This window comes from Pseudomonas sp. PLMAX (genome assembly GCF_046042685.1).
Lineage (GTDB): Bacteria > Pseudomonadota > Gammaproteobacteria > Pseudomonadales > Pseudomonadaceae > Aquipseudomonas > Aquipseudomonas putida_AE.
Genome location: NZ_CP064949.1, coordinates 3,603,303 through 3,617,054 on the forward strand (window position 1 = coordinate 3,603,303; position 13,752 = coordinate 3,617,054).

A 13,752-nucleotide genomic window follows, 5' to 3' on the forward strand; every position below is an offset into this window, starting at 1 on the left:
CAGATCTAAGGTATTGCCACTCCCTCAGGATCGAATCAGCGCATGCACGCGTGAACTGAGTTCATTCAAGCTGAAGGGTTTGGCCAGGACCCGCGTGGTTGCATCGACCGACACCAGGTTGGAGCCGCCCGCGAAACCGGTGATGAAGAGCACCTTGAGCCGAGGGTGTTTGAGCTTGAGTTCGGCGGCCAGGCTGATGCCGTTCATCATGCCTGGCAAGCCGATATCGGTCAGGAGTAAATCCAGGTGTTCCAGTTTTTCCGCCTGGTTGATCGCGGACACACTGTCCACGGCTTCCACGACGCGGTATCCGGTTTCGCTCAAAAGCTCAGAGGCCATTTGGCGTACGGCCGCTTCGTCGTCCACCAACAATATGATTTCGTTGTGACCGGTGGTCTCCGTGGTTTGGGAGGTGTCCGAACGGGTCCCGATCTCGACCGGCTGTGAATCATCGACGGGAAAATACAGGGTCACAGAGGTTCCCACACCGACCTTGCTGTGAACGCGCACCTGGCCCCCCGATTGCTGGGTAAACCCATAAATCATCGAAAGGCCAAGCCCGGTGCCTTCGCCAATTTTCTTGGTGGTGAAAAACGGATCGAAAATACGCGACAGGATGTCCGGATTGATGCCCGTGCCGGAGTCCGTGACGGAAATGCTCACATAGGATCCTGGCGGCATCATTTTGTCGGATGACGACGCTGGATCAATGACGCAGCGGTCGACCAGAAGATCCAGCCTGCCACCGTTGGGCATTGCATCCCGCGCGTTGATCGCGAGATTGAGAAGTGCATTTTCCAGCTGGTTGAGATCGCACTTGATACGGTCATTGGCCTTGAATGAACACTCAACTGCGATGCTCGGGCCCACTGAACGCCGGATCATGTCTTCCAGATCCGCCACGACCTTGCGAGGTTCGAGCAGTTCGGGATCGAGTGATTGCTGCCTTGAAAATGCCAGCAAGCGTTGCGTCAAAGCGGCAGCGCGGGAGGCGGAGGTCATGGCGATGGCGTTGTATCGGTTCAATTCCTCGTAGCGCCCGGCATCGATTCGCCGTTGCATCAGCTCCAGGTTACCGATGATGCCAGCCAACAGATTATTGAAATCATGGGCGATTCCGCCGGTGAGCTGGCCTACCGCTTCCATTTTCTGACTTTGCCGAAGCTTGAGTTCGGCCATCGCGCGTTCGTGTTGTTCGGCTTCAAGCTGCTGGGTGCGTTGAACGATGCGATCCTCGAGCAGGTCGTTCCAGTCACGCAATGCGCTCTCCAACTGAACGCGATCGTCGATGTCGTCAATGGTGCCGTACCATTGTTCGCAGCGTCCGTCGATGCCGAAACTGCACAGCGCGCGGACTCTGAACCATCGGTAATCTGCCGTGTGTTTGCGCAATCGAATTTGCGAGTCGAAAGGCTGCAAGGTGGTCAATGATTGATCCCAAAGCAGGATCAACGACGCTTTGTCTTCAGGGTGAACCGCATTGGCCCATTCACGCCCTAACGTTTGCTCAGGGGTCAGGCCGGTGTATTCAAACCAGCGCTGATCAATGGAAATAAGGTCGCCATGGGTGTCCGCCGTCCAGGGCCAGAGTGGATTGAGCTCGGCAGCTATGCGGTAGTGCCGCTCGCTTTCACGCAGTTTTTTCTCGGTCAAATGCATGGACAGCATGGTTTTGAAGCGCTTCAACACTGCCCCAAGCAGGTTGCTGTAGCCCCGAAGAAAATCGATATCGCTTTCGGTGAACTCGCGGGGAACCCGACTATCGACTTCAAAGATGCCGAAAGGGCGCTCTCCATCGGCACCCTGGACAAGCACGTTGACGAAGGCTTTTACCCCGTTGGCTAGTTGAAAGTCGTGATAGCGAAAACGCGTTTCCGAGGATATGTCCGTCGATATCACCGGGCCGTTGGTGTCCAGGGAATGCCGCTCCGGGCTCCCTTCGCCGGCCTGTACCCGAACTTTTCCGACCACATCGGGTGCCCAGCCCACACCATTGCGCACCAGGAAGGTGATGCCGTCTTCCTGCAGGAGCATGAATTTGGCCATGTTGGTTTGGAGGGCATCGCCGACCAAACGACATGCCTCGTTGAGAATGTGCTCCAGGTCATCTGACGCCAAGGCCAGTTCGCCAAATGTGGCGAGCACTTTGCGCTGGCGCAGAAGTGTATCCTCGGTTGCCATGTCGTCACCTATGGGCGTTTTAGTATCCGAGGATCGCGGGTTCGCCGAGGTTCAACCGATTTGATCAAACGCAGTCACATCGGTTTGTTACCTGCCCAAGACAACGTTCAACCTGCCGTCCCGGTCGAGGTGATAACGCTGCAGATCCCGCGCCAGGAACAGCTCGCCGGTGAAGTGCGCTGCCGCTTCCTGTTGTACATCCTCGATGCACGGACTTCGCTCGGGATTGTTCTGGTAGCGTGCACTGAAGTGGGTAAGCACCAGGTTGGGAATGCCTGCCGACTCGGCAAAACGCGCCACGGCGGCGGCACTGCTGTGCCCGTAATGCTCGTGCGCGTGATCGATCAGGGCCTGGGTGAAGGTCGCTTCATGGACCAGCACATTAGCGCCGGCGGCCACTTGCGCCAGCAGTTCAGGGCTATCGTTATCGCCGCAGATGATAAAGCGCTGAGCGGGGCGCCAAGGGCGCAGGTATTGCTCGGCATGAAATATTCGTCCGGCGTGCTCGATCTCGCGTCCGTGGGCCAACTCGCCCCACAGGGGGCCACGGGGAATACCTTCTGCTTCCAGGCGTTGGATATCCAGGCGCGGATTGGGATCAGCTTCGTCAAATACATAGCCATGGCAGGGAACACGATGGGAGAGGGCAACGGTATTGACCTGAACCTTGCCGTTTTGCCAGCCACTGAAAGTTTCGCTCGCATGCAGGTGCAATTCGAAGGGTAGCCAGGATTTGCTGACGGCGAGGCTCAGGCGCACCCAGGGATGAAGCGCAGCGGGCGATACAATGTCCAGGGGCTCGACTCGACCGGACATGCCGGCACTGGCCAACAAACCGGGTAGGCCGAAGCAATGATCGCCATGTACATGGGTGATGAAACACCCACGCAGCTCGTGCAAAGACAGCGAGGTGCGCATCACCTGGTGTTGCGTGGCTTCACCGCAATCCACCAGATACCAGCCTTTGCCTGATGATTCGATAAGGGCTGTGCCGCTCACATTGCGACTGCGGGTGGGAACGCCTGAGGATGTGCCAAGAAAAATCAGATCCATGGTCGATCCTTTATTCAGGCATTAACTTCTCGGCCAGCCCGACGATGAGGCCCTCGGGCCCACGGATATAGGCGAGCCGGTACGATGCCTCGTACTGCATCTGGCCAATGACTTCTGCGCCATGGGCCTGCATCCGCGCAACGACAGCATCGATGCCATCGACGGCGAACATGATGCGGCGAAGACCCAGCGCGTTCACTGGCGTATTCACGGGCCCGAACCTGACTGCGTCGGGCGTGTGGAACTTGTCCAGTTCAACTCCCTGCCCATCGGCTGTGCGCAGCATAGCGAGGGTGGCTCGCACGTTTTCAAGCCCTATGAGCTTGCCGATAGCAGGCCCTTCAACGGTGGTCTGGCCCTCAAGCTCGAGGCCCAACCCGATAAAAAACGCCTTCACCGCTTCGAGATCGTCGACAACGATCAGCACGTTGTCCATTCGCTTGACTGTCATGGCCTTCGCTCCCTTTTTTGTACTGTGTCGCATATTTGGGGGAATTGGCGTCCGGATTGACCCGAGCAAATGATTATAGCGAGCAAACAGCCTGCCCGAGATCTGCCCTTGTCGGCGAACGCCGAACCTGCGGCCGACAGAGATCCAATGTAGGAGCGAGCTTGCTCGCGATGGTCGTCAACGAAGGCGCGTGCTTCCCGGGTGAATGCGGCGCTCTGAAGTTCTTCGCGAGCAAGCTCGCTCCTACAGGAGAGGTGCGCAGTGCATATCGCTGTTGGCGATGAGCAGGGTGGCGTTTGCCGAGGCAGTCTATACTCGGGGTCGATTTGGCAACCAGGTGGGGGCATCCGCTTTCATGACCGGTAAACTCACTTCCAAGACCGCGATCGTCACCGGTGCCGCCCAAGGGATTGGCGCAGCGATTGTGCGACTCTTCGCGCAAGAGGATTGTTTTGTCTACGTCACCGATATCAATGACGAGCTCGGCAAGACCCTTGCAGATTCACTCGGTGATCGCGCCAGCTATCTGCGCCTTGATGTGCGCAGCGAAGAAGATTGGCGGCGAGTGACGACGCAAATCCTCGAGGAACGCGGCAGGCTCGACATCCTGGTGAACAATGCAGGCATCACCGGATTTGAGCACGGCGCCGTACGGCATGACCCGGAGCATGCGCGCCTGGAAGACTGGCACGCCGTGCACCAGACCAATCTCGATGGCGTGTTCCTGGGTTGCAAGTACGCCATTCGCTCCATGCGGCCTCAAGGAACCGGTTCCATTATCAACATCTCCTCTCGATCGGGCCTGGTTGGCATTCCGGGTGCGGCGGCCTATGCGTCGTCCAAGGGTGCTGTGCGTAATCACACCAAGACGGTGGCGCTGTACTGCGCTGAGCAAGGACTCACCGTGCGCTGCAACTCGATTCATCCAGCGGCCATCCTCACACCCATGTGGGAGCCCATGTTGGGCACGGGCACCGATCGTCAGGCGCAAATGGATGCGCTGGTTCAAGATACACCGCTCAGGCGGTTCGGCATGCCCGAAGAGGTTGCAGCGGTGGCATTGTTGCTGGCCTCGGATGAGGCGACGTATGTCACCGGCAGCGAGTTCAATATCGACGGCGGGCTCTTGGCAGGCACGGCTGCGACGCCTGCCGCAGGGGATGATGCAGGGGCGTAGGTGCGGGTTCGCACGCGAGTAACCTGAGGGCGCCTCGGGGTGTCAGGTTTCCCGCGTTATCGTTGACTTCCATCGCGAGCAAGCTTGCTCCTACAGGGCGTGCCCTGAGCCTGTCCGTCATCCTGTGAGTGTCTCCATCGGCGACTCTACCAACGTTTGTCCGCGCCGGGTTAAAGCCTGCCTGGACGCCATCGCCGGCAGGCCAGCTGCCTAAGTAGCTCGAGTACAACCACAGCCATCAGTGCGAATGCCGTGGCTCGCCACCACTGCGGGCGATGACCCGTAAATGCAGGGTGGCCGGCTCCAGGCAGCCGCCCGTGGAGAGCTGGCCGACCAGTTGCCGGTACAGCTCTTGCCAAGGGGTTTGCGAGGGCGGGATGTTCGGCGTCCACTCTGCGCGGCGGCGGGCCATTTCGGCTTCGTCGACCAGCAGGTTGACCGAGCGCGCGTTGAGGTCCACGCGCAGGCGGTCGTTGGTTTTCAGCAACGCCAGGCCACCGCCCACGGCGGCCTCCGGCGACATGTTGAGGATCGAAGGGCTGGCTGACGTACCGCTCTGGCGGCCGTCGCCAAGGCAGGGCAGGGAGTCGATGCCTTGCTTGATCAGCGCTGCCGGCGGGGCCATGTTCACGACTTCAGCACTGCCCGGGTAGCCCACGGTGCCTGCGCCTCGAATGACCAGGATGCAACGCTCATCGATGTCCAGCGCCGGGTCATCGATGCGGGCGTGATAATCCTCCGGCCCTTCGAACACGATCGCCCGCGCTTCGAAGCTGTTTTCCGCGCCTGGCTCGGACAGGTAGGTCTTGCGAAACGCTTCACCCACCACCGACATCTTCATGATCGCACTGTCGAAGAAGTTACCGCTGAGCACAATGAAACCTGCTCGGTATTTGAGCGGCGTTTCAAAGGGGTAGATCACGTCGGCGTTACTGGTCAGCGTGCTGCTGACGATTTCGCCGATGCTCTTGCCGCTGACCGTGGTGCAGTCTTCGTGCAGGCGCCCGGCTTTCTGCAGTTCATGCATGACCGCCGGAACACCGCCGGCACGATGGAAACCTTCGCCCAGGTACTTGCCGGCCGGCATGCAGTTGACCAGCAAGGGGACGTCTTCACCGATGCGTTGCCAGTCATCTAGGCTCAGCTCGACGCCCATATGGCGGGCGATGGCGATCAGGTGAGGCGGGCAGTTACTCGATGCCCCCAGTGCCGAAGCCACGGCGATTGCATTTTCGAAGGCTTCACGGGTCATGATCTGCGATGGACGCACATCCTGCAGTACCAGTTCGCAGATGCGCTTGCCGGTGGCGTAGGCCATTTGTCCACGCTCACGATAGGGCGCCGGAATACTCGCGCAACCCGGCAACGACATGCCCAAGGCTTCAGCCAGGGCATTCATCGACAAGGCGGTACCCATGGTGTTGCAGTGACCCACCGAGGGCGATGCCGCTGTGGTCATTTCCATGAAGCCTTCGTAGTCGATTTCCCCGGCGGCCATCAGGTTGCGCGCATGCCAGAGCACGGTGCCAGAGCCGATCAGTTCACCCTTGTGGTGGCCATCGAGCATCGGTCCGCCAGACAGGACAATGGAGGGAAGATCCGTGGTCGCGGCGGCCATCAGGCAGGCCGGGGTGGTCTTGTCGCAACCGGTGGTGAGCACGACACCATCGAGTGGATAGCCGTGGAGAATCTCCACCAGCCCCAGGTAGGCCAGGTTACGGTCGAGTGCGGCCGTAGGCCTGCGTGATTGTTCGGCGATGGGGTGGACGGGGAATTCCATGGGAATGCCGCCGGCATCGCGAATGCCCGCCTTGACCCGCTGCGCGAGTTCCAGATGATGGCGGTTGCAAGGGGTCAGGTCGCTGCCAGTCTGGGCGATGCCAATGATCGGGCGGCCCGATTGCAGCTCTTCTCGGGTCATGCCGTAGTTCATGTAGCGTTCGACATACAGGGCAGTCATGTCGGCGTGGGCAGGGTCGTTGAACCATTGTTCGCTGCGCAGGCGACGACCAGGGGTATCACTCATGATTCATTTCTCTCTTGTCATTGGATGAATCGACAATCTGGTGTGGCTTCAGCGTGCAAGCAGTCCTCGGGCGGCCAGGTTACGCAGCAAGGCACCCACGCCAAAGGTCCATGGCGCTGCCTCGGAACTGTGGGTCACCTGGTTGTGCAGGCTGCCAAGCAAGGGGCTGCTGATACTGACCCGGTCACCGAGTTTGTGGGTGAAACCGCTGCCGGCATGATCGCGATCTGCGGTAGGGGCGAACAGCGTACCGAGGAACAGCAGGAAACCATCGGGATACTGGTGATTGGCGTTGAGGGTCTGGCCGGCCAGGTCTTGCGGGTCCCGGCTGATCTGACTCATGGAGCTCGATCCGTGCATCCGGTAACCGTCCTCACCTTGTACCTCAAGGTCGACCACGCAGGCGCGGACATCGTCCAGGCTGAAGTGCTCGTCGAACAGGCGGATGAAAGGCCCGATCGAGCAGGATGCATTGTTGTCCTTGGCCTTGCTCAGCAACAGCGCACTACGGCCTTCGAAGTCCCGCAGGTTGACGTCGTTGCCTAGGGTCGCACCGTGAATCTGCCCGCGGCTGTTCACCGCCAGCACCACTTCCGGTTCCGGGTTGTTCCACTGCGAACCCGGGTGAATGCCAATCCGGCTGCCGCTGCCGACAGAGGCCAGCACCGGTGCCTTGGTGAAGATCTCCGCGTCCGGACCGATACCCACTTCCAGATACTGCGACCACATGTCCTGTTCGATAAGAAAGGCTTTCAAGCGCATGGCCTGCTCGGAGCCTGGAACGATCGAGCGCAGGTTGTTGCCGATCACCCCGTGCACGGTGGCCCGCACGGCTTCAGCCTTGGCGGCATCACCACCGGCCTGCTCCTCGATCACACGCTCGATCATGCTGGCGGCGAAGGTCACGCCGGCAGCCTTGATCACTTGCAAATCCAGGGGCGGTAGCAAGTACGGTCTGGATGGATCGGCGTCGGGCCCCGTGTTGGCCAGCAGGGCTTCGACGCTGGCGATGAAAATGCCGGGCGCGTCGCGTACTGCCGAAAGGGGAGCATCGGATTCCAGCAAGTCACTCAAAGTCGCGAAATGCTCCGACAGGTCGAATACGCCGTCGGCGCGCAGGACGATTGGCGAAGGTCCGGCGATTCGTCCTGGTACCCAGGCACGGCCAATCAGGGTTCCGGCTACACCATCGGCTGGCAGGGTGTTTTCGGGGGTAAGCATTAGCGACATGGCAGTCTTCCTGGTTCGTAAAGACTTCACGCTAGGGCGCGCAGCCGATAAACTCCAATGAGATAATTTCAATAATTGATAACGTACAGTTATCGCCTGGCGAGGTGTGCCCATGTCGGAACTATCATTCACCCACTTTTGCGGATGGCTCAAATTCAGGCATTTGCAGCTGATCGACACCTTGGGGCGCACCCGCAACATGCACCTGGCGGCGCAACAGATGAATCTCAGCCAGCCGGCCATCAGCAAGATGCTCAAGGAAATCGAAAGCCTGCTCGGCTTTGCGTTATTCGAACGCCTGCCGCGTAGCATGCCACCCACGGCACTGGGAGAGCATGTGCTGCGCTATGCGCAGATTGCCCTGAATGACGCGCGCTCGTTCGTCGAACAAATCAGCAGCCTGCGCGAAGGCGGTCATGGCTACCTCAGGATCGGCGGTATTTTCGCCGCCACCGCCGTGGCGTTGCCCGAAGCCATCTTGCAGATCAAGGAACGCTGGCCATTGCTGTCGATCGAGGTGGTGGAGCAAACCAGTAACCACCTGATGAAAATGCTCGAAGAAAAGAAACTCGACCTGGCCATCGCCCGTTTCACCGATCAAAGCCAGCAGCAGCATTACGACTTCCAGCCACTGGCGCCCGAACCGTTCTGCATCGTGGTCAACGACCGACACCCGCTGGCCGCTGCCGGCCCCCTCTCATTGCAGCAATTGGTGGACTTGCCGTGGATTCTCTACCCGGTGGGCACACCCATTCGCGGCCGCATGGAACTGGCGTTCGCCGAAGCTGGCGTGGGAATGCCGCGAAACACCGTCGACACCATCTCCATGCAGACCTTCCTGCAGGTGCTGCAACGCGGGCCCATGATCGGAATGCTGCCCAACGCCATGGTCAATCCGCTCCTCGAGAGCGGCCAGCTCAAGATCCTGGATACGCCGTTGCACCTGGTGCCGCAGGATTACGGCATCCTCACGCGCAAGGGCGAGCAGCTGGTGGGGGCGGCCCTGGAGTTTGCCGAGATATTGAAGGACAACGCCCGGCTGGCCCGGGATCCGACCAGTTGAAAACGGCGACGTTTGCAGGCGTTTTCGATAACAGATCGTTATCGGTTAATCCGAAAATGCCATTGGGAATGAATCGATTCGCGCCAGTAAAGTGACCCCGTCGATAAAAACAATCAGGCGTGTCCACATGCCCAGGGGTTACCTCATGCAAACGATATCCGAGCAGATACCTGCGCAGGCGCAAGCCAGCGAGCTCGACTTTGAAGACCGAACCTACCGCAAGGTCATCTGGCGCATACTTCCCGTCCTGCTCCTGTGTTACATGGCCGCGTACCTGGACCGGGTCAACATCGGCTTTGCCAAGCTCGACATGCTCAACGAGCTGCAGTTCAGCAATACCGTCTATGCCTTGGGCGCCAGCATGTTCTTCTGGGGGTACTTCCTCTTTGAAGTGCCGAGCAATCTGTTGCTGCATCGCTACGGCGCACGCTTCTGGATCGCCCGCATCATGTTGACCTGGGCCGTGATCTCCATGGCCGTGGCATTCACCGTGCCATTGGCGGGCTTCTTCCACATCGAGTCGAGCACCATGTTCTACGTGCTGCGCTTCCTGCTGGGGATCTGTGAAGCCGGTTTCTTCCCCGGTGTGATTCTCTACCTCAACTACTGGTTTCCGACCCATCGGCAAAGCCGGGTGATGTCCGGGTTCCTGATGGCGATGCCGATCAGCCTGACCCTGGGCGGCATTCTGTCCGGCTGGTTGATGAACAGCATGCAAGGCGTGCACGGCATGTCCGGCTGGCAATGGATGCTGATCATCGAAGGCATTCCTTCGGTGATCATGGCGTTCGTCGTGATCGCCTGCCTGGCCAACAACATCGACTCCGCCAAATGGCTGTCCGCTGCGGAGAAAGCCTTGCTCAAGGCCAATCTGCAAACCGATAACCAGGGCAAGGCCTCGCGCCTGAGCGAAGTGTTCTTCAATCCGCGGGTGTGGCTGTTGGTGCTGATCCTGCTGACCTTCAACACCGGCTTCTACGGACTGGCGTTCTGGATGCCCTCGATCATCAAGAGCACCGGTATCACCAACAGCTTGCACATTGGCTTCCTGACCGCCATTCCCTATGCCGTGGCCGTCGTGGCCATGCTGCTCAACGCCCGCCACTCCAACCGCACCGGCGAGCGCCGCATGCACGCCGCGATTCCTGCGTTCATCGGTGGCGTCGGCCTGATCCTCAGCGCCTTCTTTGCCGACAATCTGGTGCTGTCGGTGTTCTTCCTCAGCATCGCCGCTTCCGGGATTCTCAGCCTGATGCCGATTTTCTGGACCCTGCCGGGGACCGTGCTGTCGGGAGTCGCGGCGGCTGCCGGCATCGGCATGATCAACGCCATCGGCAATCTGTCCGGCTTCACCGGTTCGATGATCACGGCCGTGGCGGAGAACCTCACCGGCAACATCAACAACGGTACCTATGTCCTGGCGCTGTGCCTGTTCGTCAGCGGCGGGCTGATCCTTGCCATTCCCGCATCGATGCTCGGCCGAACCCCTAAAACCGCGACCATCAACGCGAAGCTGGAGACGGCATGAACCTGCAGAACAAACGAGTGCTGATCACAGCCGCGCGGCAGGGAATCGGCCTGGCCAGCGCCAAGGCCTTTGCCCAGGCCGGCGCCGAGGTGTTTGCCACGGACATCGATATCCGCGGGCTGGCGGGCGTTGAAGGCATCACCGCCATCACCCTGGACGTCACCTCAGCCAGTGCCATCAGCGAAACCAGCGAGCGTATCGGTGGACTGGACGTGTTGTTCAACTGCGCGGGGTATGTGGCCAGCGGTAATATCCTGGAGTGTGACGAAGCGTCCTGGGCGCGCTCGATGGACATCAATGTCACGGCCATGTACCGGATGATTCGCGCCTTTCTGCCGGGTATGCTGGAACGGGGCGGCGGATCGATCATCAACATGTCTTCGGTGGTATCGAGCGTCAAGGGCGTGCCCAACCGCTTTGCCTATGCTGCCAGCAAGGCGGCCGTGGTGGGGCTGACGAAAGCCGTTGCCGCTGACTTTATCGGCCAGGGCATTCGCTGCAATGCGATTTGCCCTGGCACCGTGGAATCGCCGTCGCTGCGCCAGCGCATTGCCGCCCAGGCCGTGCAGCAGGGCGTCGACGAAGCACAGGTGTTTCAGCAATTTCTCGAGCGCCAACCCATGGGTCGAATCGGCAGCGCCGAAGAGATTGCCCGGTTGGCTCTGTACCTGGGCAGTGATGCGTCGACCTACACCACCGGTGGCGTGCACGTCATCGATGGCGGCATGAGCATCTGAAACCCGGTTTGCACTTTTCAGTTTAAGCAGGAGAAGCACATGAAACTGTTGCGTTATGGCGAAAAAGGTTCGGAGAAGCCCGGCCTGCTGGATGCCGACAATCAGGTCCGCGATCTCTCGGGCCACGTGGCGGATATCGCCGGGCCGGCCCTGAGTCCTGAAAGCCTGGCGACGCTAGCCGCGATCGATCCGGCCAGCCTGCCGATCGTTGCCGGGCAGCCGCGGATTGGCGCTTGCGTAGGGCAGGTCGGGAAATTCATCTGCATCGGCCTGAACTACGCCGACCATGCGGCCGAGTCGAACATGGAAGTGCCCAAGGAGCCGATCATCTTCAACAAATGGACCAGCGCCATCTGCGGTCCGAACGACAACCTCGAGATCCCGCGGGGCTCGCTCAAGACGGATTGGGAAGTGGAGCTCGGCGTGGTCATCGGCAAAGGCGGGCGCTACATCGATGAAGCCAACGCCATGGAGCATGTCGCCGGCTACTGCGTGATCAACGATGTCTCGGAGCGTGAATGGCAACTGGAGCGTGGCGGTACCTGGGACAAGGGCAAAGGCTTCGATACGTTCGGCCCACTCGGCCCGTGGCTGGTCACCCGCGATGAAGTTGCCGACCCCCATGTGCTGGACCTGTGGCTGGAGGTCGACGGACACCGCTACCAACAAGGCAACACGCGCACGCTGATCTTCAATGTGCCGCAATTGATTGCCTACCTGAGCCGCTGCATGAGCCTGCAACCGGGCGATGTGATTTCCACCGGCACGCCACCGGGTGTCGGCTTGGGCATCAAGCCACAGCCGGTGTTCCTGCGTGCGGGGCAGACGGTTCGGCTGGGCATCACGGGGTTGGGCGAGCAGCGACAAGTGACCGTGCAAGCGGATTGAAGTGTCGACAAACAGACCCTCCTGGAACGCAAATGGTTTGATAGCAACCTTGGATGCAAGGGTGGGGCAACCCGGATTCACTGTTCGACGCGCCGCATGTCGCGATCATTACCAGTGATCGCACACTGGGTACTTATGGTGCAGTCGATTGCGGCGGCTACGTAGCCAACCTGCTGCTGGCCGCCGAGGCACTGGGCCTGGGGATCATTGCCCAGGCCGCGCTGGCCAGCCACGCCGGGTTTGTGCGTCGACATTTCGGCATCGACGAGGACCGGCTCGTGGTCTGTGGTGTTTCCTTTGGGTATGCCGACCACGATTCACCTGCCAATGGCTTCTACACGACGCGAGCACCCGCGCAGGAGACGCTGCTGTGGCATGACAGCTGAGATCGATTCGAGACGCGTTTTCGAGCTTTTGCACAAACTTTGATTGACGCGCAACAGGCCCCGATCGTTGAATGGCCTTCTTCCATTGGCGCCGGACAACGCGCGCCCCTTCAACTGAAAGCGAGATCATCGGTGCTCAGAAATGTGACGGACATGGATCTGCGCCTGTTGCGCATTTTCTCCATCGTCGTGAAGTGCGGTGGATTTACGGCTGCGCAGGCCGAGTTGAACATGAGCCAGTCCAACATCAGCACGCACATTTCAAGCCTGGAAAAACGCCTCGGTTATCGCATCTGCGAGCGCGGCAAGGGCGGGTTTCGCTTGACCGAAAAAGGCCAGCGGATACTCAAGGCTTCGTCAGCGTTGTTCGGCGCGGTAGATGCATTTCGCGACGAGGCACAGGACCTGGCCGGGCGCCTGGTGGGTGATCTGTATCTCGGCCTGGCGGATAACATCGCGACCTTGCCCACCGCCCGGATCGATGCGGCCATCGGCCGTTTTTATCAGCGCGACCACGACATGCACGTGCACATCTTCGTCAATTCGCCCACGGAGCTTGAGTTGGCGGTCATCGATGGGCAACTGGACCTGGCGATTTCCTATTTCAGCCGGCCGTTGCCGACGCTGGCCTACCAGCCGTTGTACAAGGAAGAAATCGGCATTTTCTGCGGGGATAGGCACCCGCTGTTCTCGGTCGATGCGCCCACTGTCGAACAACTGCAGGCCAGTGACTGGATCAGGCATGGTTTCCTGCCGGCCGACCAGGTCCTGCCGGTGACGCCCGAGCGCGCTTCAGCCACCGCCCATCATATGGAAGCGGTGGCCCATGGCGTACTGGCCGGGACACACCTGGGGTATCTCCCGGCCCATTACGCCCGGCCCTGGCTGGCGAGCGGACAAATGCGCGCGTTGCAGCCGGCGACGCTGCGCTACGAGGTACAACACAGCATGATCACCCACGTCGGTCACCCGCAAAGCGAAGCCGTGCGTGCCTTCATCGATGACTTGCTGGCCGAGCACAACCTCTAAGCC

The 13,752-nt window shown here is 60.1% G+C and carries 12 protein-coding genes; 7 read left to right on the forward strand and 5 right to left on the reverse strand.

Annotated elements, in window-relative coordinates; all coding sequences use genetic code 11:
* Positions 1 to 24: 24 nt before the first annotated feature.
* The 3 genes from DKB71_RS16580 to DKB71_RS16590 form a co-directional block, all read right to left on the reverse strand.
* Complete coding sequence (locus tag DKB71_RS16580; protein ID WP_408595927.1) at positions 25 to 2,181, reverse strand: ATP-binding protein; 2,157 nt, start codon at positions 2,179 to 2,181, stop codon at positions 25 to 27.
* 87 nt (positions 2,182 to 2,268) lie between these two features.
* Positions 2,269 to 3,234, reverse strand: coding sequence for a ribonuclease Z (locus DKB71_RS16585; protein WP_408595929.1), 966 nt, complete (start codon positions 3,232 to 3,234; stop codon positions 2,269 to 2,271).
* A gap of 10 nt (positions 3,235 to 3,244) precedes the next feature.
* The gene (locus tag DKB71_RS16590; protein WP_408595931.1) at positions 3,245 to 3,685 is read right to left on the reverse strand and encodes a VOC family protein; all 441 of its coding nucleotides are present in this window, start codon (positions 3,683 to 3,685) and stop codon (positions 3,245 to 3,247) included.
* A gap of 355 nt (positions 3,686 to 4,040) precedes the next feature.
* Here DKB71_RS16590 and DKB71_RS16595 point away from each other — a divergent pair, with 355 nt between their 5' ends.
* A complete protein-coding gene (locus DKB71_RS16595; protein ID WP_408595933.1) occupies positions 4,041 to 4,862 on the forward strand; it encodes an SDR family oxidoreductase in 822 nt (273 codons plus the stop codon).
* A 238-nt stretch (positions 4,863 to 5,100) separates the two neighbouring features.
* Here DKB71_RS16595 and DKB71_RS16600 read toward each other — a convergent pair whose 3' ends face one another.
* The gene (locus DKB71_RS16600; protein WP_408595935.1) at positions 5,101 to 6,888 is read right to left on the reverse strand and encodes an IlvD/Edd family dehydratase; all 1,788 of its coding nucleotides are present in this window, start codon (positions 6,886 to 6,888) and stop codon (positions 5,101 to 5,103) included.
* Positions 6,889 to 6,936: 48 nt separating this feature from the next.
* A complete protein-coding gene (locus tag DKB71_RS16605) occupies positions 6,937 to 8,118 on the reverse strand; it encodes a fumarylacetoacetate hydrolase family protein (RefSeq protein WP_408595937.1) in 1,182 nt (393 codons plus the stop codon).
* A gap of 112 nt (positions 8,119 to 8,230) precedes the next feature.
* Between DKB71_RS16605 and DKB71_RS16610 the strand changes: the two genes are divergently transcribed.
* The 6 genes from DKB71_RS16610 (at position 8,231) to DKB71_RS16635 (ending at position 13,749) form a co-directional block, all read left to right on the forward strand.
* Entirely contained in the window at positions 8,231 to 9,181 is a 951-nt protein-coding gene (locus tag DKB71_RS16610) for a LysR family transcriptional regulator (protein ID WP_408595939.1), read from the forward strand.
* 145 nt (positions 9,182 to 9,326) lie between these two features.
* Complete coding sequence (locus DKB71_RS16615) at positions 9,327 to 10,709, forward strand: MFS transporter (RefSeq protein ID WP_408595941.1); 1,383 nt, start codon at positions 9,327 to 9,329, stop codon at positions 10,707 to 10,709.
* Positions 10,706 to 11,446, forward strand: coding sequence for an SDR family oxidoreductase (locus tag DKB71_RS16620; RefSeq protein ID WP_408595943.1), 741 nt, complete (start codon positions 10,706 to 10,708; stop codon positions 11,444 to 11,446). Before DKB71_RS16615 ends, DKB71_RS16620 begins: the two co-directional genes overlap by 4 nt.
* 39 nt (positions 11,447 to 11,485) lie before the next feature.
* The gene (locus DKB71_RS16625) at positions 11,486 to 12,334 is read left to right on the forward strand and encodes an ureidoglycolate lyase (protein WP_408595945.1); all 849 of its coding nucleotides are present in this window, start codon (positions 11,486 to 11,488) and stop codon (positions 12,332 to 12,334) included.
* Positions 12,335 to 12,387: 53 nt separating this feature from the next.
* Positions 12,388 to 12,720, forward strand: a complete 333-nt coding sequence (locus DKB71_RS16630) for a nitroreductase family protein (RefSeq protein WP_408595947.1) — start codon at positions 12,388 to 12,390, stop codon at positions 12,718 to 12,720.
* Positions 12,721 to 12,852: 132 nt separating this feature from the next.
* Entirely contained in the window at positions 12,853 to 13,749 is an 897-nt protein-coding gene (locus tag DKB71_RS16635) for a LysR family transcriptional regulator (protein ID WP_408595949.1), read from the forward strand.
* Positions 13,750 to 13,752 lie beyond the last annotated feature (3 nt).